Below are 21265 nucleotides of genomic sequence, written 5' to 3'. Positions count from 1 at the left end.
CGCTTCGCGTTGCGCTCCTGCTTGGCCTTCGCTGCGAGCTGCGCCCGCAATTCGGCAAGTTGTTCAAAACCCATAAATTCAATCCACCAGGAATATAAGGTGTGGTTCGTGCGGCCATGCCGCGCGGCGTAAAAGCTTCGCCGCCATGCGGGCGACCCGTCTGCCGCCGATGCGGAACACTACGGGGCCGCATCGCGCACGCCACTCTGTTTTCAGGCACCCGGCCACGATGCCGGACAAGGCAGGAGTGGAAGTATACCGGTACGCGCGACGGCCGGTTGACTCGCTGGTCTGCATTGGCCCGATTCGGGGCACCGGAAATGCGTCCGTGCGGTCGTGTTGCGCATTATATGGATACGTTTCCGGAAGTCACGCCGTTCATCCACTTCGGCGGAAATCGGGGCCATCTTGCGCACGTCGATCGGCCCGGCCGCACCGATCGACGCCACACGCGCGGTATTCCGCCTTGGGATGTCGAACGCGATCGTGCCACCTTGGGTCGTCCCGGGCCCCGGACGACCCGGCATCCCGGAAAACACCGTCGGCCGCGTGCCATCCACCGATCACGGCAATGCGAGGCGCGCGGCGATGTAGCGGCGCAAGTGTCGCGACGTGCGGTTCCCTCCTTCGATGACCTCGGTGCCCGTACACGACTCGTTGCGTCCGCACCGATCCCGTGGCGTACGAGGATGCCGAAAAGTGCGTAGTATGGCCGGATCGATGTCGTCGGCAACCTGCTGCGGCCGTTTCGCCGCGCACCTGGCCAGGCCAGCCGTCGACATCCCGCTTGCCTGCAAAAAGAACCGGTTGTACGAAACGGAGCAGAGACATGGTTCCCCCACCCGACATCCCGCACGACGGCATCACGCGCGAGGAGATTCACCATCGGCAAATCGACATGCGCGGCTATCGGCGCAGCGACGGCCAGTTCGAAGTGACGGCCTGCCTCGCGGATCGCAAGACCTTCGATTTCACGCCGCCTGGCGGCACGCGGACGGTCGCTGCGCTGTCGCCGATCCACGACCTCGGCGTGACGCTGGTCTTCGACGCCGACATGGTCGTCCGCGCCGTATCGACGTTCCTCCGGTCGCATCCGTATGCGCAGTGCCCGGGCGGCGGCGACTCGCTGCAGGCGCTCGTCGGACTGAGCATCGGTGCCGGCTGGAACAGCGAGGTTCGCAAGCGCCTGCCGTCCTGCGATACGTGTACGCACCTGAAGGAATTGCTCGGCCCGATCGCCACCACGGCCTACCAGACGATGGTCGGCATGCGGAAGTCATCGCTCGAGGAACGCGACAGCGAAGGAAAACCGCTCAAGATCGACAGCTGCCATGCCTATGGCGCATCGCGCGGTCTCGTGAAACGTCTTTGGCCCGAATACCATCGGCCTTCGGCGACGGCAAAAGGCAGCTAAGGGCCCGGCCTTCGGCCAGCCCTGTGCCCGCAGGATCGGTGCCGCGCGAGCATGCATGCGCTGCGTGCACACACGAGCGGCGACCCGGCCTCGCGCCGGCCGAGCATCGCTGTCATGGAAACGGCGATCAGAAAACGCCCAGCGCAAGTCCCGCTGCAAGACCGGCGCCCAGTTCGGCGCAGCGCGCGAGGTCGTCGCCGTCGATCGTCTTCGCCGCGAGGATGCGCTCCGGTGTCTGCGCGTGCGTACAGACGATCAGGCCCGGCGCCACGTTCTTCAACCGCCATCCGGTCGCGATCCGGTCGATCTGGCGCAACGCGTTCTGTCCGTCGCTTCCCGCGCAGATCATCACCGCATACGGGCGGCCGTTCACGCGATCGAGCGCCGCGTAGTAGCAGCGGTCGAAGAAATCCTTCATCAACCCGGACATTGCCGCGAGATTCTCCGGCGTGGCGAACAGGTAGGCGTCGGCAGCGAGCACGTCGTCTGCGCTGGTCGCGTCCGCGCGCTGCAGCCTGACGTCGACGCCGGGTTGCTCGCGCGCCGCGCCGGCAGCCGCTTCGGCCATCTGTTGCGTGCCTCCGGTCATCGTGTGATAGACGATCAACAGCGTCTTCATTCGTCGTCACTCGCGTTCGGTTTCAGGTGCGCCGGCCGCATCGCCGGTTTCTACTGGATGGCCCGCCTTCGTGCGGGGCGGTTCCGCGTTTGCTTCCGCGGATTTGCCGGTTTGCCGGCTCGTCGGTGCCTGACGCGCGTCGATCATGCGCATCGCGCCGGTTTCGATCCGCGCGGGTTCGACCGGATGCACGATCAGTCCGGTGCAGCGCGTGATGCGTCGCGGTCTTCCGGTCGCGCGTAATACGCGAGAAACATGTCGGCAGCGGATTCCGCGACTTTTTGTTGCTCTGGCGCCTCCAGCGGCGGCTGGCCCATCGTTATCTGCGGCCAGAACGCGAATACCTTCACGACACCGTGCAGCTGATGCGCGGCAAACACCGGATCGGTGACGGCCAGGCGTCCGGCCGCCGCGGCCGTTCGCACCCAGACCGTCATGTCTTCCTCGCGCTCGCCGAGACGCTCGACCATGTCGCGCGCACGTTCCGGCGAATGGATGGCCGCACCGATCGCGACGCGTGCGAGCGCGAGAAAGGCCTCGTCGCTGAGCAGGCGCATCTTGCGATCCAGCAACGCGAGCAATTGCTCGCGCAGCGGTACGTCGGCGCGATAGGTCGGCGAACCGCCGGTTCGGGTCGCATCCCACAATTGTTGCAGGATCGCGGCGAACAACGTTTCCTTGCCCGGGAAATGGTTGTAGACCGTGCGCTTCGACACGTCCGCGCGCGCAGCGATGCGGTCCATGCTGGTCGCGTCGTAACCCGATGCGAGAAATTCCTCGATGGCCGCGTCGACGATGGCCGCGCGCTTTCGATCGGTCAGGCGCTGAGGGGGAGTGCTGGTGTCCATTCAGAAATTTTACACCGGGCAGTTTACTTATCCCAAAAATAAACTACACTGTTTAGTGTACTTTATTCTCCGGACGAACCGACATGGCATCGCCACTCGTTTTGATTCATCGCATCCTGGGTTTTGCGGCCGCCCGACGCGGCCGCGCGCTGTCTGACGGCTCGCCGCAACACAACGGCGAGCGCTTCAGCAATGTCGCGCCGCGTCCTGCCGAGGGATTGGGCAAGACGCTCGGGATCGCCTGGAACATGCTGTTCAACAAGCCACGCAATACCGTCCCCGCAGGCGTGCTGCCCGTCGATTCGCTGACCCGCGCGGAACTCGATGCGGCCCCCGATCGCAGCCTGTACCGGCTTGGCCACTCGACGCTGCTGCTCAAGCTGCGCGGCGAATTCTGGCTGACCGATCCCGTGTTTGCCGAGCGCGCGTCGCCGTTTCGACGCATCGGCCCCAAGCGTTTCCATGCGCCTCCGATCGCACTTGAAGATCTTCCGCCGCTGCGCGGCGTAATCCTGTCGCACGATCACTACGATCATCTTGACCGCGACACCGTACTCGCGCTCGCGGCAACCACCGATGTGTTCGTGACAACGCTGGGCGTCGGCGACCGCCTGATCGAATGGGGCATCGACGCGAAGAAAGTCCGTCAGCTCGACTGGTGGCAGAGTGTCGACGTGGCCGGCCTGACGCTGACCGCGACACCTGCCCAGCACTTTTCCGGGCGCAGCCTGTTCGACGGCAACAGCACGCTGTGGGCATCCTGGGTCATCGTCGACGACGACTTGCGCGTGTTTTTCAGCGGCGACACGGGCTACTTCGACGGTTTCCGGACGATTGGCGAGCGCCTCGGGCCGTTCGACGTCACGCTGATCGAAACAGGCGCATACAACACGCAATGGCCGTACGTGCACATGCAGCCGGAAGAGACCGTGCAGGCGCACATCGATCTGCGCGGACGCTGGCTGGTTCCGATCCACAACGGTACGTTCGATCTCGCGATGCACCGCTGGCAGGAGCCGTTCGAGCGCGTCACGGCGCTGGCGCTCGTGCGTGGCGTCGACCTGTCGACGCCCAGGATGGGCGAGCGCCTCGCGCTCGACGAGCCGCACCGGGGCGAGCGGTGGTGGCGCACAGTGGACGAGCGCGCGACGTCCGTTGCCACGAAATCGCGCCGCTGGTCGCTTTGCGCGTCGCAAGCGACGAAGTAGGCCCACCGGTCGTTGCGCATTTTTCCCGGGAGCGCGGCCATGCCGCGACTCCGGAAGGCGCGTTGCCGGCGTACCCCACGTCGGCTGGCTGCCTGTACATCCGATTACCTGAGTAGAGAAGTCATGCATCCGGCACCCGGCCAATCAGACGCCGCCATCGCTGCGCTCAACCTTGCAGCCCCCCGCTCAACCAGCCATAGCCGAGAGAACGACCTGCGGCAGACGCTCGCAGAGCGCGTCGCGAGGTGGACAGAAGGCGTCGACCATCTCACCACGGCCATTCCTAACCTGAGCCTCCATCGAAGGGAGGCGACAACGCAACCGATGGACTGCATGGTCGAGCCGAGCTTCGGTCTCGTCGTTCAAGGCACGAAGCGGATCATTCAGAGCGGGGATGTGTATCTCTGCGACGCCAACCGCTTTCTGATCACGTCGCTCGACTTGCCCGGATCGACCCAGGTCATCGAGGCCAGCCGTGAAAGACCGTTTCTCGGCATTGGGCTCAAGCTTGATTTTCGCGTCATGGCCGAACTGATGACGCAGGTCGCGCCGGATCACGAGGAAGCTCCCGCAGGCCGCGGCCTCGTCGTCGGCGATATGACCGAACCGCTCTACGACGCCGTGAACCGGTTGCTGGCATTGCTGGATGACCCGAACGCCATTGCGGTTCTCGCGCCGTATGTCGAGCGGGAAATCTACTACCGGCTGCTGACGAGCGACCAGGGTGGCCGTCTCCGTCAGATCGCGTCCGCTGGCAGTCAGTGCAACCGGGTGTCGCGGGCGATCCAGTGGTTGCGAACCCACTACGACGAGTCGCTGCGAGTCGACGATCTGGCGGCGCAGGTTCAGATGAGCAGTTCGACCTTCCACCACCACTTCCGTCAGCTCACTGGCATGAGTCCGCTGCAGTACCAGAAATGGATGCGGCTCAATGAAGCACGTCGGTTGATGCTGTCCGAGCGGCTCGACGCCACGTCGGCATCGTTCAGGGTCGGATATGCGAGCCCGACCCAGTTCAACCGCGAATACAGCCGGTTGTTCGGCAATTCACCGCGGAGAGATATCGATAGCCTGCGGAGCGGGGCGGACGTCGTTCTGTCGGTCGCAGCGACTTATTGATCGCAGGGACGGCCCCGGAGATAGGGGATGCCGATTTTGGTGATCACCGCACATTGGGTGGATCGGCTTCACGCGTGAGCGATCGATCCGAGTGAGTCAGACGAATGCCGCGGGATGCGCGCTTCTTGCCAATTCAGGATTGATTGCTCGGCGGCCGGCAGGGAATGTCTTATTGAGTATCGAGCGGTGGGTGGGCGCCTCGCGACGTCGGACGTGTACCCGAACTCGCAAGCATCAATCGGCCACATGCAAGCCGCCTCATACGGACCTCATGAACTGATGAGGACTTCGCCCACTTTCAGCGACCGAGTCGCCTTATTGCCTTCCTGACGCTCGGCCACAAACTCTCTGGTGCCGGGATTCTCGCGGCACGCTGCAATCCAACGAATGGTGTAGCCGGAGCGCGCGTTGTCACGTGACAACTCGTGCTGATCACTTGCGCGGCACATCCAATCAGAGACTCGACAACGCGCCGTGATGTACGTGATCTGCAGCAGTTCGATTTGTCTCCGACGTCTAGCCAAGCACAATTCGTTTCAAATACCACATATTACGTATCAAAAACGACAATCCTGAGTGCTTTCACGCGAACTTCCACGTGCGGGTCGCGAAATGACCATACGCCCCTATTTACAGGGGTAATCTCTTCGATTTTGCGTGAAACAACATGAAGAATATGGCACAACCCATTGCTAGACAACGATTTCCACGAACGCCGCATTTCTAGAAAATGTTTCACGATCCGGCCAGTTTGAGTTGTCTCATGGCCTTCAGTACAGGAATTTGTCGCCAATCGGGGCCTCACACACCGCTGTCGCGTAGAAGCGCCTGACTGCGCTGGCCATCATGCTGAGTACGCGTGACGACGCAATGCCCTCCCCTGCCGGCCAACGTACGCGGAGAAGTTGGGGCCGAGCGCCCCGAATAAATGGGGTCATATCAAGGCACCCCACAATACACATTATGGGGTGTCGTTCATCAAGCCCACCAGCACGTCTCCTCTGGGACTTGAATGTGGCTAGCCAACGATGAACGCAGCGGATCTAGGCCAATTGATGACTCAAACGCTTCGGCAAAGGTACGTCCCAACCGACATGCAGTGCATGTCCACCTCGACACTCGAGCTCCCCAATACAACTCTCCAGTTGTCACGTGACAACTCACGGCTCAACCCGCTCGGAAGCGGTATTTCATGACGATCCAACAGTGGCGAATTCCTTCTTTATCGATCTACCTGTTCACGATCAACGGAGTTCGACCAAAACTTCCGCTGACAGGCGACTCAGTGCCGACATCGCCTTTCGCTCCGTATCGATTGTCACGTGACAACTCGTCTCCCTGACGGCAGTCGTGCTAGGCCAAAGACGGATATCGGGCATTGCGATGATCTCGCCATATCCGTAAGCGCGATCGAATCAAAGATTTGCTGGTGCCGGATGGTGCCGAGAAAGATCAAATCCTTGCGATTTGTCACGTGACAACCGGCTCTACCGACGGCATCCGTGTAATCAAGTTACTGGAATCTCAATGATTTCCGTCGGGAACAAAGGGAGATCGAGCGACTAATCTCAATGCGCTAACTCTGGCATCGACGTTGAAGTCCACCGAATTTTCTCTCAAGCTTTGTACGTCATTTTTCGAACGTAATCGCCAATTTTATTTTTACTCGAACACCAGCTATGACTGACTCGTTAGCCATTTGGCCCACTTGTCACGTGACAACCACATCGATCACAAAGACATACATTGCGTCGAAGGCTTTTCTGGACATTTTGATAATAACTGCATATATTACGCAAAACTCCGTGGAGAAATTTTATGGCTTTCAAGATCGCCGTCAGTAATCAAAAAGGTGGGACTGGGAAGACAACCATCTCCGTCAATATCGCGGCTGCGTTCGAGGCCGGCGGCAACAAGGTCGCCCTGATCGATGCCGACCCTCAAGGCACATCCGTCCGGTGGGTGACGAGCGGCGAGAACACGCTGCCGATGACGGTCCTCTCACTGGCCCCTGCCGGTCGCGGCATCGGCGGCGAGATCAAGAAGCAGGACGCGAACTTCGACGTGATCGTCGTCGACTGTCCCGGCAACCTCGAAGATCCGCGCATTGCATCCGTACTCGAAGTCGCCGACTTCTGCCTCGTGCCGCTGTCGCCGTCGCCGGCCGATCTCTACAGCACCGTCGCGATGATCCGCATGATCGAGTCGATGCGATCCGTCCGTAACCCTAATCTTTCTTCCGCATTAATGCTGAATAGTGTTAATGGAAAAACTAAAATGCGTGAAGAAATTTTAAAGATTCTAAGGGCTGAAGAAATAGGGGAGCATCTGCTCGACAGCCAGATCGCGCAACGCGAGGTCTACCGTCAGACGTTTGCGCTCGGCACCACGATCCATCATCACAATCGATACCTGAAGGGCCTGAAAGAAGCCCGTGCGGAAATCGAAAAGCTGGTCACGGAAATGGCCCACTACATCGCGTCGACGCGCGCTACCGGAGCCGCCCATGGCTAAGGACACCTCGAAAGACAAGAAGCCGACCGGCAACCTGCATCTCGCAGCCGGCCTGCTGCGCGGACTCGCGCAGGAAAATGCGGCCCTCGAAACGCGGCTGCCGGAGCCAGCGGCCGCACCGAATGCGGTCGTCGACACGGCACCCGCCAGCGCCCCGGCCGCGGCCACGCCCGCCGGCACACCGGATCTTGGCGCGCCGCAGAAGGTGTTGGTCAAGGATTGCATCCCGAACCCGTTCAACCCGCGCGTGTTCTATTCGGAGTCGAGCCTGCACGAGCTCGCCCTGACGCTGAAACGGGAAGGGCAGATCGAGCCGATCAAGGTGACGCGGCTCCCGGAGTTTCCTGGCAAGCTCGTGGTGATCGACGGGCAACGCCGGCTCCGCGCGACGAGCATCAACGGCGATGAATCCATCAACGCCACGTTCCGCACCGACCACACGCCCGAGCAGCTCTATACGATCGCGTATCGCGCGAACCACGACCACGAACGCCAGACGATCTTCGACGATGCGGTCGCGTGGAAGCGTCTCCTCGACGAGAAGGTCTTTTCCGACCAGAACACGCTGGCGGAAAAAATCGGCAAGGACAAGGCGTCGATCAGCAAGACGCTGTCGCTCAACGCGCTCCCGAACACACTCCTGGAACGGATGGCCAGCGCGAACGACGTGGTCGGTCTGCAGGCGGCGTACTTCCTGAAGCTGATCTTCGAACGCCTGGGCGAGCCGACGGCCGACCGGCTGCTGACGGCCGTGATCGACCGGAAAAAATCGGTTCGTGATCTCGAGAATTTCCTGCGTGCACAGAGCGACGGCAGCAAGAAAGCGGGACGCACGCGTTACAGCGTTCGTCACGACTTCGCGCTCGAATCGCGAGCGATCGGCCAGTTGAAGACCTATCCGGACGGACGTCTGGACCTGCAACTCAAGGGCGTCGACGCATCGCACCAGGAGGCACTCGCCGACAAGCTCAAGACCGTCATCGACGCGTACGTTGCCGAACTGGCAGCGGCCACGCAACAGTAACGCGCCAAAAGCAGAAGGCCTCGCATCCGCGTTGCATCGCGAAGCCGGACGACAATGTCCGACGCGCAATACACACCCGGCTGCGAGGCCTCGTTCAGTTACCTGCGAGACTGCTTTTCAGCAGGAATTCCAGCAAGTCGTCCGAGGTCGGTTCGCCCCACGTATCCAGCGCCAGCCATCGGAAGAAGCTGGTCTGCGCGAGCTTGCTTGCCTTCTTCTTCGGCGACAGCGTCAGGTCCTTCGAGCCTGCCACCGTCTCGTTGTAACGATCGATCAGCTTGGTCTGGTCGTCGATCTCCAGTTCACGGAAATACGCGCCGGCTTCGTCGACCTTCGCCGCCAGATATTTGTCGCGAATCTGCTCCTGCTTGCTCTGCGCGGACTCCTTCGCCGGTGCGGCCGCCTCCGTTCCCTGTCCGTCGGCCAGCGTGTAGCCGTGCGTCAGCGCCTTGCGGAAATACGCGGCGACATTGTCGACCGGCGCCGCATTCTTCTTCGTAGTCCGATTGAGCGTATAGGCAATCGCCGCCTTGATGCGCTGCACACCGTATTGCGTGATCAGTCGCCGCGCTTCCGAACGCGGAATGCCGAACTTGGCGACCTCCTCGACCAGCGCTTCGTTCTTGACGTCGCCTTCCTCCACCGTATCGGCGCTCTGCTTGCGCGTCACCTTGAACTGGACGGCTTCCACGCTCCGGCCGGACTTGTGTTCGATCAACTCGAGCGTGTGATCCGATACTTCGTTCACCTCCTGAATGCACGGCACCAGGACCTTGCTCTTGAACAGCTTGTATTCCTTGTACGACTGCGACGCCTTGTCCTGACCGAGAATGAGGTCACGAAATTTCGGCAGCGGGATCTTCGCGGTGATGCCGATCCCCTCGTAGCGCACGGTGTTTTCCCACAACGCGAGCGAGTGTGACCGCCGGAACTCGCGGGCGATCCGCATATCGATCAGTGCGTAGATCTCGGGGTTGAGCAACTCGCTGCGAATCTGGTCGGAGAAGCTGTACTTCAGCACCGATTGCTCGAGCTCCGCGCCGGCGAGCAGGCCCGACGCTTTCCAGACCGTCGAGCGATCCGCGGCCAGGTAGTCCCAGTTGACGACGGTACTGATCAGCGAGTTGACCGTGTCCTTCACGTACTTCGTGTTGTTGCTGTTCAACCCGCTCTCGTGCGAAAGCGACGCGATCGAGATCGAGAAACTCGTCCGGCCCGGCTCGAACGCCTCCTGCCGGAGCGCGTTCTTGATCAGCGAGCTGAACATCTTGCGTTGCTGCAGACCGATCTTTCCGGACTTGGGCGCGATATGAATCGCCTGGACCGCCTTGCGCAGCAAGTCGGGAGGCTCGGGTGTCTGAAACAGCGAAACCTGTTTGTCTGAGCCTTTGCTTGCGGGCTTGCGCGGCATCGTAATGTCCGGATAAGGTGACCTTGTTGAGAGCGGACTTTATACCTTTTCGCGTCGACGGGCAACGCCCCGGTTGCTGCTTTACTTGCACTATCGCGGCTAACCTGCAGATACGAAAGGGAAATTCACAATCGGACAATCTGTGCGGAACCCCATATCCATCTACCTTTCGACAAAAATGCCTCCCACAAGCCGCTACCTTTGGTACCCGGACACGGAAACCCGGCACGAGATTTGCCCCCGGGAAGGTAACCATCCATGGGAAGCAAATGCGCAGAATCGAGATCGTTGGGCAAATTCGTGGTGCTCTGCAGCACAGTCGCGTTTTCTTCCCATAACTTGCTACCTTCATCGATTCCCACAGGAGGGTACCTATCGAGCGACGTCAGCCGCGTTGCCGGCGTCGATTTTGGCCCGGAAGGCAGACAACGCTCCCATAAACGGCAACCTGTTGTTTTCCCCATAAAAGGTTACCTGTCCGTGCCATCGATCCTGTCCATGGGAACCCGCCACCGGGAATCTTGGTGAAATGCAATCGAGCGGCCGCAAATACCACCCATAACCGGCTACCTTTGAGGTGCCCCATAACCGGCTACCACAAGAAAATCGCTGTGCGCGTCCCCATTCACGGATCGAAAAACGTGCCCCATAAAAGGCTACCTGCAGGGATTCCCATAGAAGACTACCCAACACGTTTCCAGGCCAATTTCCCATAACAGGGTACGCTTACCCCATATCCACAACCCCGATTCCCCACAACGCGGTACCCCAAACCCCAAATCCACAGACCTGAAACCCCAGATCCTTCCACCTGTGCTCCCATAAATGGGTACCGAACACCCATCAAACCCTTGTCAGATAAGGCTGTGAGCCGTCTAAAAGTAGTTAAAGAAGTAAACGTGGTTTACAAAAGATGTAAACACACGTGCGCCTCCACAAAAAGACGAGCCCCATAAACCGCTACCAATGGGTAGCCGTCTATGGTGCAGCAAGCATTGCGATGCTTCGATTCAGGCTTGGTAAACGATGGTCTGGCTCCCCGTTCCACAGTAGTTCCAGGCCCGACAAGGCTCCCAGAAGAGGTGAGTACATACTCACATCACCGGAAACGTAGAAACCTATGGGAGAAAAACGGGAAGAAAACCGCTGTTTGCAGGCACAGGTTCCCGTCTATGGGATCAAAAACCCGGCTCCGCAACCTCGCGAGCAGCGCTTGTCGAGCTGCCAAGCCAATCAGCGACCGGAAACGATGATCTCTTCGGTTTCGTTCACAGCAGTTTGAAATCGTCCGGGATCGCGGGCGAAGGGCTTTTTTGCACTCATGGGCCCCCTGCCTGTAGACAAGTTTTCCGACTGCCCGCCCGCGCCTCTCGTCAAATTTAGCCTGTGAGCTGTGCACAGAGGAAATCGACACACGTCACTACACCGCCCCAAAGTCTTCCAACTTTCTACCTTTGAACCCGCCAACCGAAGAGCAATGCTGTGCCTCCGGGTCGCGAGAAGACATCCAGGAACGGCTTCCGGGGATGAACCGGGGGGTCGGCGCCATCCGCAACATGCGGCCGGCTCCTGAAGCGATCTGATGCACGACACGAGCCAAAGTGAAAATGCGGGCGCCCACGAAGCTCACCGCAACCGAATGCGAGCGATGATCCCGAACGTTCTCACCTTCGGACACTTCCGAATCCTGTAAAAGCTCACCAACTAGACGAGGCCACCGGTATCGGCTCGCTGTGCGGGCAGCAACACCCGTCGGGATGCCGGGCGGTCAAAGCCGCACAATCAAAAAACTGTGGTTCGCGCACGTTGCGCGATGCGTTTCCGAGCAGAATCAGGCGGATCACAGATGTACCCGCGACCTTGATGCTACGTGCCACGCTCGCCCGGCTAGCATCGCAACATCGGTGCGGCACCGTCTGCGTGGTCGTGAAATGATTCCGGCGGATGCCTTCACCGCAGGCAACGCGTCCACGTCTTTTGTCAAACGGACCACGGGACCACACCACACCGCTGCGGGTTTTACCGGCTCAGTTCTCCCGGCGCATCACAGTTCATCGATTGGTTGCCGGGTCGAACGCCGCGCGCTGTGGCAGTGCCATTGCGCGTGCCTCGATCACCGTAAAACCGATGCGTGGTCGTTTATGGGAGGAACCGTCGCTTGAACCGCGGCGACCGGCAACGTGATGCACAGGTCGACTGCTGCGGCTGTGATCGCGATGGGTCGGATGACGGGCAGGTCAAGCACAAGCCCGCCGGCAACACCGCCGACGAAACAGTCATTGGTACGTCGCACCGCACCGCGCTGTGCGTAAATTACCGATCCGCATCACGGAAGCGTGGCTACATCGACCGTTTCCTGTTACCGCAACAGCGCGATACACAGTTCCAGCTGTCCTCCCGGTGACGGTCGAGCGGTATTCACATCTTCTCCCATACGTGTATCCCAATTCTGCTGCCACGATGACGCCACATTTTTCGCGACGCGGTTATGATGCACAGGTCCCGATTGCGGCATGACGACCAATCGGGGCAGGGGCGGTATCTCGATGGTCTTTCAATCCGTGATAAACCAGAAAAGAGAGTTCAGCGATGCGAATCCAGATCAGAAAACTCACGCTGGCTGCTACGGCAGCCGCGTTCCTGTTCGGCTCGGCAGTTCCCGTATTTGCGCAGACCGACGCCAGCGCGCCCGCCGCACAGGACGCCAAGGCGGCCAAGAGCCAGGCACGCAAGGCGGCCAGGGCCCAACACAAGGCAGAGCGCAAGGCTGCGCGTGCCAAGAACAGCGCCGAGCTGAAGAAACTCGAAGATGCCGGTTACAAGCCGGCGGCCAATGATCCGAACTATCCGCAGAACCTGCAAAACGCGGAGAAGAAAGCCGCCGGCGCTGGTCAGTAAGCGTCGTCCGGCGGCAAGCCGCGGTTCGGTCCGCGGCTTGCCGGGTGCGCCGCGGACCCGCGGCGCACATCGAAAGCAACCTTCCTGGTATCTGGTATCGACAACGGCAAACGCATTCCACACGCTTGCGTTATTTGATTCGCATTCCTGCATGTCTTGACGCGCACGACCGGTACGCAAACGCAGTCAGTACCGCCCGCCCGGCGCAGCCGCGTTGCCCGTTACCTTCAACCAGTCCTTGAACGCCCGCACCGCGTCGTCGTTCGCGCGTGCGGAGGCCACGTACGTGAAGTAGCGCCACGGCGGCAGCGCCGGTTCGCTGAACGGCTGCACGAGCCGGCCTTCGGCGATGTCGTCTGCGACGAGGGCGATCGGCCCCATCGCGATGCCGAGCCCGTCGAGTGCGCCTTGCAGCGTCAGGTAGAAATGCTCGAGCGTGAGCGAGTGTCGCGGCACGAGATTCGGATGTCCGGCTGCCGCGAGCCATTCGGGCCACATGCCGGGATAGGTGGCCGCATGCAGCAGCGTGAAGCCGGCAAGATCGGCGGGCGTATGCAACGGGCGCCCCTCCAGCAGCTTCGGCGCACACACCGGCAGCCGGACTTCGGACAGGAATTCCTCGGCAACGTAACCGTCGACGGCCTGCGGGCCGCCGCGAACGATCAGGTCGACCTTGTCGCGCAGCTTTTCGATCGGCTCGTTCGACGTCGACAGCCGCACCTCGATGGCCGGGTGGGCGACCTGGAATGACGACAGCTTCGGTACCAGCCAGCGCAACGAAAACGTCGCGGGTGCGCTCACGCGCAGCACGCGCTGCTGCGCATGGCCGAAATGCTGCGCGGTGGCGAGCGCGATCCGGTCGAACGACGCGCCGACCTCGGCGAGATACGCGCGGCCGGCGTCGGTCAGCTCGACCCGCCGGTTATGGCGCTCGAACAGCGGCCGCCCGAGCCACGCCTCCAGCTGCTGCACGTGCCGGCTGATCGCGCCGTGGGTCACGCACAGTTCGTCGGCGGCCAGCGTGAAGCTGCCGAGGCGCGCGGCGGCTTCGAACGCGCGCAGCGAATTCAACGGAGGGAGTCGTCGGGCCATTGCGTCGTTTCGCGTGATATTTACTCACACGACAGTTCAGGTTTAATCGTTTGATCGGGTGCTCAAGCTCCGCCAATATGGCACACAAACGGCCGGCTCGGCCGAACGATTGTCTGAATTTCTCACACGGAGTGCGGAGCATGTCGAACGTGGTGGTCGTGGGCGCCCAATGGGGCGACGAAGGTAAGGGGCGCGTCGTGGACTGGCTGGCGGCACAGGCCGATCTCGTTGCACGCTACAACGGCGGCCACAACGCGGGTCATACGCTGGTCGTCGGCGGCAAGACGTACAAGCTCGCGCTGCTGCCGAGCGGTGTCGTGCGCGGCAAGCGCGGCGTGATCGGCAACGGCGTAGCGCTCGATCCGGAAGCGCTGCTCGCGGAAATCGGGCGGATGGCCGAGCTCGGGCTGTCGGTGACGCCGGACAACCTGTCGATTGCCGAGAACGCGACGCTGGTGCTGCCGATCCACCGGGCAATCGACCAGGCCCAGGAGCGCCTGCGCCGCGAGCCCATCGGCACCACGCTGCGCGGGATCGGGCCGGCCTACGAGGACAAGGTCGGGCGCCGCGGGCTGCGCGTCGGCGATCTCGCGGAACCGGGCCAGCTCGCCGCCAAACTGGATGTGCTCGTCGACCATCACAACGCGTGGTTTCGTGGACTCGGGCTCGATGAGTATTCCCGCGACGCGATGCTCGCGACGCTGGTCGACCTCGCGCCGCGGATCCTGCCGTTCGTGCGCCCCGTCTGGGCCGATCTCAACGACGCGACCGAGCGCGGCGAGCGCATCCTGTTCGAGGGGTCTCAGGCCGTGATGCTGGACATCGACTGGGGTACCTACCCGTTCGTGACGTCGTCCGGCACCGTTGCCTCGGCGGCGGCGGCCGGTACGGGGCTCGGCGCGTCGAAGCTCGGTCACGTACTGGGTGTCACCAAGGCGTATGCGACGCGGGTCGGCGGCGGTCCGTTCCTCACCGAGCTGTCCGACGCGACCGGCGAAACGCTGCGCGCACGCGGGCAGGAATTCGGCGTGAATACCGGCCGGCCGCGCCGCTGCGGATGGCTCGATGCGGCGCAGTTGCGTCAGGCCGTCCGGATCTCGGGCATCGATTCGCTGGCGCTCACCAAGCTCGACGTGCTCGACGGTTTCGAGTCGATCGAGCTGTGCGTCGGCTACGAACTCGATGGCGTGCGGGTCGATCATCTGCCCGCGAGCCTCGATGCGCAGTCGCGCGCGAAGCCCGTGTACGAGCGGTTCGACGGCTGGCGCGGCACCGTGAAGGGGATCCGCGAACGTGCGGCACTGCCGCGCGCCGCGCAGGATTTCATCGCGCGCATCGAAGAGGTCGCGGGCGCACCGGTATCGATGATCACGACCGGCGCGGAGCGCGACGACACGATCGTGTTGCGCAACCCGTTCGATGTGGTCGCCACGGCGTAATGCGCGATAAATGACGTGAATCGCGAGGCGGCACCATGGTCGCCGGGTCGTTTTTGCCGATCCGGTGCCGTTCGCGTGCGGGGGCGTCCGGTCGCGTCGGCGCTCGGCCCGTACGCCGCGTGCACGGCGGCTCGGCGACACGGTTCGGCATCCGGATCACGCCGCTACGGCGAACTGGACACGTTCGCACTGCTGCTGTACTGTTCCGCACAATTCGCGCCAGACCGGCCTGCGCCGGAGCCGCCGGCACCATGGCCGCGCGGTGGCGCGACGTGATCTCAATCCCGGGGACAGGTCGATGGACACGTTACAGATGATGCGCATTTTCGTCCGGGTGGCGGAGGAGGGCAGCTTCACGAGCGCGGCCCAGCGCCTGGACATCACGACGGCCTACGCATCGCGGTCGGTCGCGCAGCTCGAAACGCATCTGCGCACGCGTCTGCTCAACCGCAGCACGCGTCGCATCGCGCTGACCGATGCCGGGCAGCGTTATCTCGACCGCTGCCAGCGCATCCTCGGCTATATCGACGAAGCGGAAGCCGAGGCGGCCGACGCACAGGCAAAGCCGTCCGGACGGCTGCATGTCCATGCGACGACGAGCTTCGGCCAGGCCTACGTGGTGCCCGCGGTCGTGCGCTACCGGCAACGCTATCCTTCGGTCGCGGTCGAGCTGACGCTGTCGCAGCACGTGCCCGACATCATCGACGAAGGCTACGACGTGTCGCTGCAGTTGAGCGCGACGGAGCTGCCCGATTCGGGGCTCGTGTCGCAGCGGCTCGGCGAGGTACACAGCGTGCTGTGCGCGTCGCCCGCGTATCTCAAGGAGCGCGGCACACCGCGCACGGTGCGCGAGCTCGACGGCCATGCGTGCCTGCAGATCGTCACACCGGTATTTCCACGCGATCGCTGGCATCTCGACGGCCCGGACGGCCCCGAGACGTTCGACCTGCCGTCGCCGGATTTCCAGGTGAACATCGCCGATGCGCTCGGCGCCGCACTGCGCGCCGGCCTCGGCATCGGTTCGCTGCCGATGTCGTCGGCACTGCCCGCGCTGGCGAGCGGCGCGCTGGTGCGCGTGCTGCCCGACTACCGGTTGCAGAAGCTGACGGTCTACACGCTGTACGCGTCGCGCCAGTATCTCGATGCGAAGATCCGCACGTTCGTCGATTTCCTGCGCGAATGCGTGCCCGAAATGCTGGCCATCGACGAGGCTGAACTGCACGCTTCCTGCAAGTCCTGAGGTCGCCTCGTCAGCTGGTGAGCACGACGTTGCGCATCAATCGAACAAATAATATGGAGTCCTGTCTGACCCGGGCAATGATGCCCGGGCAGCCTGCGTGCCCTTATGAAAGCGCTTGCTTTCCATATCGAACATCGTTGGTTCGATACGTGGCGCCAACCTTCTAGAATCGGTTCGACCGGCTTCATCGCATGCGTGCGCAAGCTGCATCCCCTTCATCGAACCCGATACGACATGGCAGACCAACACTCCACAACCCGCCGCCGGCTCCTGCATGCTGGCCTGGCGATCGCGGCGGGCGCCGCTGCGCATCCGGGCTTCGCGCTGGCGAGCACGGCCGGCGCGCGGACGTTGCGCATCGGCTATCAGAAAGGGCCGCTCAGCCTGCTCAAGGCGCGCGGCACGTTGCAGAGCAAGCTCGCGACACTCGGCGTGACCGTCACGTGGACCGAGTTTCCGTCGGGACCGCCGCAGCTCGAGGCGCTGAATGCGGGATCGATCGACTTCGGCGATGTCGGCGAGGCACCGCCGATCTTTGCGCTCGCGGCTGGCGCGCCGCTCGTCTATTACGCGCAGACGCCGGCCGGCCCCGTGGCCGAGGCGGTGGTGGTCGCGAAGGATTCGCCGGTCAGGACCTTTGCGGACCTGCGCGGCAAGCGCATCGCGCTGGTGAAGGGATCGAACACGCACTTCCTGCTGGTCCGGCTGCTGCAGGCCGCCAAGCTCAACTATGCCGACATCACGCCGGTCTGGCTGTCGCCGTCCGATGCGCGGGCCGCGTTCGAGAACCGCTCGGTCGATGCGTGGATCATCTGGGATCCGTTTCTCGCGGTGGTCCAGCAGGCGTTCGGCGCGCGCATCGTCGCGGACGGCACCGGGCTCGTCGAGAATCGCGGCTACTACTTTGCGTCGCGCACGTATGCGCAGCGCAATGCCGACGTGCTGGATGCGGCCGTGTCGGAATTGACGGCGGTTCAGCGCTGGCTCGATGCGAACCGCGCGCAGGGCGCGGCCGAGTTCTCGAAGCTTTGGGGGATTCCGGAACCGGCGGTGGCGCTCGCATTTCGCCGCGCACGCTTCGGTGTCGAGCCCGTCACGCGCGACACGCTCGCTTATCAGCAGCGCATCGCCGACGTGTTCTACCAGGCGGGCGTTCTGCCGAAACGCGTCGACGTCAGCCAGGCTGCACCGCCCGCACTCGCGTGACGGGGCAGCCGGCCGGGCAACAGCTCAACGGCGGAACGTTGGAACGGCAGCGTGACATCGTCCGGAATCCGGCGTACGCATGGCCGGCCGCCGCGCTGCTCGATCTCGTCGGGCAGCCATCCGCGCGCACTTTCTGTCTGCTGTTCCGCGACAGCACAGTGCTCGCGTCGTCGGCCGAATCCTTCTTCCGCGGCATCGATGAAGCCGTGCAGGCCGAGCAGGCGAATGCCGTTGGAACGAAGCGCGGCACGCGCTCGCGTGCGCCGCGCGCGTGAGGTGCCGGCCTATGGCGCGACGCGGGATAGCGGCACCGCTTCGTCGCGCAGCTTCAGGACATCGCGGCCCGGCGCATCGCCGAACAGGCGTGCGTATTCGCGGCTGAACTGCGACGCGCTCACATAGCCGACGCTGCGGCACGCCTGCCGCGCATCCATCGCCGACAGGCACATCAGGCGGCGTGCCTCCTGCAGCCGCAGCACCTTCTGGCATTGCAACGGGCTCATCGACGTGACCGCGCGGAAGTGGTGATGGAACGTCGACGGACTCATGTCCACCTGTCGCGCGAGCGATTCGACCGTCATCGGATCGAGGTAGTGGTCGCGAATCCAGGCGACGGCGCGCGAGATGCGCTGCGTCGTCGAATCGCCCTGGCCGACCTGCGCGACCCGCGCACCCGACGGGCCGCGCAGCAGCCGAATGAGGATTTCGTCGACGATCAGCGGCGCGAGCAGGTCGATGTCGTCGGGTTGCGCGATCAGTTGCATCAGCCGCACGACGGCGTCGACGATTTCCGGCGGCGCATCGTGCGTGTCGAGTGCGCCGCAGTCGACGGCCTTCGGCAGTCCGCGCGGAAACACGCGTGGGGTGAGTGCCGCGATGCGGGCCGGGTCGAGTTCCAGTTGCATATAAAGGAACGGCTCGGCCGGGCTCGCGCACGTCACGCGGCCGGTGACGGGCACGTCGGCCGTCGCCACCAGCATGCGCGATTCGTCGATCTCATAGGTGTCGTCGCCGACCCGTATCGATTTCGCGCCTTGCCCGACGATGCTTACGCACGCGTGGTGCACGCCATGGTTCCAGTGCGGCGGCGACGCGGCCGCGCGCGCGACACGCATGCCACGCACCGGAAGCTCGAACGTGCCGTCGTGCGGCGCGTAGGCGGCGATCAGCGCAGCGAGCCGGGCCGTGGGCGACCGGGGGGCGTGAGTGGGCGTGATGCGCTGCAGCGGCAGCGTTCGGGCGTCGATTTCCATATTGGGTGAGCGGATGGCGGAGTGGCCGGTGCAAGGTACGCGGCGGCGATTCCCGGTGGGTGTCCCGGCAGGGGGCCGGCACGGCGGTCACATCGTACGGCGAGTCGCGTGCACGCGATTGCCTAAACCTGTCGGAAATTAGCCCGATCATCCGGATCTGCAGGGCCGGCGACCGCATGGCCCGTCGTTGCGCGGTGTGCGGCGCACAAATTCGGAAATTAAGGCAAAACAATCGGAGGATCGGGCAAGCGATTTTCCGGCGGTTTTCATACCATTGCACCTGCTGAAAGAAACGTATTCCAGTGCGCACGGGCGATGCGGGTATGACCGTCGCATGGCCGGTGGTATCCGCCGGCGTTGCCGTTGCGAAGCGCTGGAAAAGACTCAGGACTGCTATTCATCTGTTCGTGCATCGGGCCAGCCGAGGCCGGCTTGCGTCCGTTGCATGCCGGTGCGCGTCTGGCGCGAGCGTGGCACCGACCCGGCGTAGCCGGCGTCGGGGCCGCCGCATTGGCCTGGCCGCTGCATGTCGGTCGCGACGCGGCGACGGGTGGGGGCTTCAAGGCAGGCGACCGCGCAGAGGAATCCGGACAAATGGACCAACTTCAATCGATTCGGGCATTCGTGACGGTGGCAAGGGAAGGCGGGTTTCGCCGGGCGGCAACCCGGCTGCGCGTGTCGACGGCGATGGCGAGCCGGCTGGTCGATGCGCTCGAGACGCGCCTTGGCGCACGCCTGCTTCAACGCAGCACCTGCCACCAGTCGCTGACGGAAATCGGCGAGCTGTATCTCGTGCGTGTCGAGCGGATTCTCGGCGCGATCGACGACATCGACGGCCGTTTCGTCGCGATGGGCAGCAAGCCGGAAGGTGCGCTGCGTATTGCCGCGCCGGTCGCGTTCGGGCTCAGCCAGTTGAGTGCGTTGCTCGATCGCTTTGTGAACCGGTTTCCTGACGTGCGGCCGACCGTGACGCTGACCGATACCCATGTCGATCTGACGTCCGAAGACATCGATGTCGCGTTCCTGACCGATGGCATGCCGGTGTCCGGTGCACACGCGCTGCACACGCTGGCCGCATACGAATCCGTGCGCGTCGCGGCGCCGGGTTATGTCGCCGCGCACGGCGGCGCGGCCGCGTCGGGCGACTGGCCGGACATCACGGCCGTGCGGCTCGATCTGCCGGCGGCCGGCGACGACGAAGCGGCTGCGTTTCGACCCGACACGGCGTCTGGCGCCAGTCAGGGCGTCGGCCATCTGGAGATGGCACGGCGGCTCGCTGTGGCCGGCATGGGTGCCGCGGTGCTGCCCGCGTATCTCGTCGACGCCGATCTGGCGGCCGGCACGCTGGTGCGCGTTGCACCGGTCCGCCCGCTCGCGCCCGTCACGCTGAAGCTCGCGCATGCGCGTACCGCGCGTCTGCCGGCCGCTGCGCGGGCATTCGTCGAATTCGCCGGCGCCGCGTTCCGGCCAGCGAGCTAGCTAGCGGCCCGGTTGGTCGCCCCAGCAACGCACGCCCGCCAGAGTCGCGGGCCCATCGTTCTTTTTCCACGGAAGCAGTTCGACGAACGAACGCTCCGCAGGGCGCAACGCACGCCCGACATACGCGACCGCATCCGCGGCACACGGGAAGCGACAGCATTCCGGCCGCGCGTGCAGGTCACGAGGAGATCTGGTGATTCCCATTGAAGGTCGTCTAATTGTGAGAGGTCGATCCATGCGCGTCGAACGGGTTCCATACCGCTTAATCACTGCTGCAACGGCTGCCGTTTTCCTGGCCGCGTGCGGAAAAAAAGAATCGGCACCGCCGCCGCAAACACCGGAAGTCGGCGTCGTCACCGTCCAGCCGCAGGCCGTGCCCGCGGTAACCGAACTGCCGGGCCGCACCAGCGCGTTCCTCGTTGCACAGGTGCGTGCGCGGGTCGACGGCATCGTGCTGCGCCGTGAATTCACCGAAGGCACCGACGTCAAGGCTGGCCAGCG

Annotated in this window: 18 protein-coding genes and 1 pseudogene; 13 read left to right on the top strand and 6 right to left on the bottom strand. The window is 63.2% G+C overall.

The genetic code is table 11. The annotated features are described in order from the left end of the window. Positions 1-829 precede the first annotated feature (829 nt). Positions 830-1414 (top strand): DUF2889 domain-containing protein, encoded by a 585-nt coding sequence (locus tag JYJ84_RS09930; RefSeq protein ID WP_175223295.1) that lies wholly within the window; start codon positions 830-832, stop codon positions 1412-1414. Positions 1415-1541: 127 nt separating this feature from the next. On the opposite strand, the gene JYJ84_RS09925 is transcribed toward JYJ84_RS09930, so the two are convergent. From JYJ84_RS09925 to JYJ84_RS09915, 3 genes are read right to left on the bottom strand one after another with little or no spacing between them, the layout of a single operon-like run. Then, the gene (locus JYJ84_RS09925) at positions 1542-2033 is read right to left on the bottom strand and encodes a flavodoxin family protein (RefSeq protein ID WP_122950226.1); all 492 of its coding nucleotides are present in this window, start codon (positions 2031-2033) and stop codon (positions 1542-1544) included. 6 nt (positions 2034-2039) lie between these two features. Then, entirely contained in the window at positions 2040-2225 is a 186-nt protein-coding gene (locus JYJ84_RS09920; RefSeq protein WP_175223294.1) for a hypothetical protein, read from the bottom strand. A 2-nt stretch (positions 2226-2227) separates the two neighbouring features. Further along, positions 2228-2881: a TetR/AcrR family transcriptional regulator gene (locus JYJ84_RS09915; protein WP_122950228.1), complete on the bottom strand. Its 654-nt coding sequence runs from the start codon at positions 2879-2881 to the stop codon at positions 2228-2230. An 83-nt stretch (positions 2882-2964) separates the two neighbouring features. Between JYJ84_RS09915 and JYJ84_RS09910 the strand changes: the two genes are divergently transcribed. The 4 genes from JYJ84_RS09910 to JYJ84_RS09895 all read left to right on the top strand — a co-directional run bounded on the left by JYJ84_RS09910 (position 2965) and on the right by JYJ84_RS09895 (position 8746). Beyond that, positions 2965-4089, top strand: a complete 1125-nt coding sequence (locus JYJ84_RS09910) for an MBL fold metallo-hydrolase (RefSeq protein WP_122950229.1) — start codon at positions 2965-2967, stop codon at positions 4087-4089. Between the two features lie 123 nt (positions 4090-4212). Next, positions 4213-5208, top strand: coding sequence for an AraC family transcriptional regulator (locus JYJ84_RS09905; RefSeq protein ID WP_122950230.1), 996 nt, complete (start codon positions 4213-4215; stop codon positions 5206-5208). A 1818-nt stretch (positions 5209-7026) separates the two neighbouring features. After that, the gene (locus JYJ84_RS09900; RefSeq protein WP_122950231.1) at positions 7027-7722 is read left to right on the top strand and encodes a ParA family protein; all 696 of its coding nucleotides are present in this window, start codon (positions 7027-7029) and stop codon (positions 7720-7722) included. Continuing rightward, positions 7715-8746, top strand: a complete 1032-nt coding sequence (locus JYJ84_RS09895; RefSeq protein ID WP_122950232.1) for a ParB/RepB/Spo0J family partition protein — start codon at positions 7715-7717, stop codon at positions 8744-8746. The genes JYJ84_RS09900 and JYJ84_RS09895 overlap by 8 nt, the downstream gene beginning before the upstream one ends. Positions 8747-8840: 94 nt before the next feature. Here the strand turns inward: JYJ84_RS09895 and JYJ84_RS09890 are convergent, their stop codons facing one another. Beyond that, a complete protein-coding gene (locus JYJ84_RS09890) occupies positions 8841-10157 on the bottom strand; it encodes a replication initiation protein (RefSeq protein WP_122950233.1) in 1317 nt (438 codons plus the stop codon). A 2158-nt stretch (positions 10158-12315) separates the two neighbouring features. Here JYJ84_RS09890 and JYJ84_RS09885 point away from each other — a divergent pair. Together JYJ84_RS09885 and JYJ84_RS09880 are read left to right on the top strand one after the other, a co-directional pair. Beyond that, a complete protein-coding gene (locus tag JYJ84_RS09885) occupies positions 12316-12561 on the top strand; it encodes a hypothetical protein (RefSeq protein ID WP_164462905.1) in 246 nt (81 codons plus the stop codon). Positions 12562-12746: 185 nt separating this feature from the next. After that, entirely contained in the window at positions 12747-13055 is a 309-nt protein-coding gene (locus JYJ84_RS09880) for a DUF4148 domain-containing protein (RefSeq protein ID WP_122950234.1), read from the top strand. A gap of 186 nt (positions 13056-13241) precedes the next feature. Here JYJ84_RS09880 and gcvA read toward each other — a convergent pair whose 3' ends face one another. Further along, on the bottom strand, positions 13242-14147 hold the full coding sequence (gcvA, locus tag JYJ84_RS09875; protein WP_122950235.1) for a transcriptional regulator GcvA: 906 nt from the start codon (positions 14145-14147) through the stop codon (positions 13242-13244). 140 nt (positions 14148-14287) lie between these two features. Between gcvA and JYJ84_RS09870 the strand changes: the two genes are divergently transcribed. The 4 genes from JYJ84_RS09870 (at position 14288) to JYJ84_RS09855 (ending at position 18307) form a co-directional block, all read left to right on the top strand. After that, entirely contained in the window at positions 14288-15586 is a 1299-nt protein-coding gene (locus JYJ84_RS09870; protein ID WP_122950236.1) for an adenylosuccinate synthase, read from the top strand. 298 nt (positions 15587-15884) lie between these two features. Further along, complete coding sequence (locus tag JYJ84_RS09865; protein WP_122950237.1) at positions 15885-16826, top strand: LysR family transcriptional regulator; 942 nt, start codon at positions 15885-15887, stop codon at positions 16824-16826. A 234-nt stretch (positions 16827-17060) separates the two neighbouring features. Beyond that, positions 17061-18032, top strand: coding sequence for an aliphatic sulfonate ABC transporter substrate-binding protein (locus tag JYJ84_RS09860; RefSeq protein WP_122950238.1), 972 nt, complete (start codon positions 17061-17063; stop codon positions 18030-18032). 38 nt (positions 18033-18070) lie between these two features. Further along, positions 18071-18307 carry a hypothetical protein gene (locus JYJ84_RS09855; RefSeq protein WP_164462906.1) on the top strand — a complete coding sequence of 79 codons (237 nt, stop codon included), beginning with the start codon at positions 18071-18073 and terminating at the stop codon, positions 18305-18307. Positions 18308-18316: 9 nt separating this feature from the next. Here the strand turns inward: JYJ84_RS09855 and JYJ84_RS09850 are convergent, their stop codons facing one another. After that, positions 18317-19285, bottom strand: coding sequence for an AraC family transcriptional regulator (locus JYJ84_RS09850; RefSeq protein ID WP_122950240.1), 969 nt, complete (start codon positions 19283-19285; stop codon positions 18317-18319). A 594-nt stretch (positions 19286-19879) separates the two neighbouring features. Between JYJ84_RS09850 and JYJ84_RS09845 the strand changes: the two genes are divergently transcribed. Then, entirely contained in the window at positions 19880-20764 is an 885-nt protein-coding gene (locus JYJ84_RS09845) for a LysR family transcriptional regulator (protein ID WP_122950241.1), read from the top strand. 235 nt (positions 20765-20999) lie between these two features. Beyond that, a pseudogene (locus JYJ84_RS09840) lies at positions 21000-21265 on the top strand (efflux transporter periplasmic adaptor subunit); the annotation flags it as partial.

It is taken from the genome of Burkholderia sp. LMG 13014 (assembly GCF_905232215.1).
Classification (GTDB): Bacteria; Pseudomonadota; Gammaproteobacteria; order Burkholderiales; family Burkholderiaceae; genus Burkholderia.
This window is presented reverse-complemented; position numbering and strand designations above follow the sequence as displayed.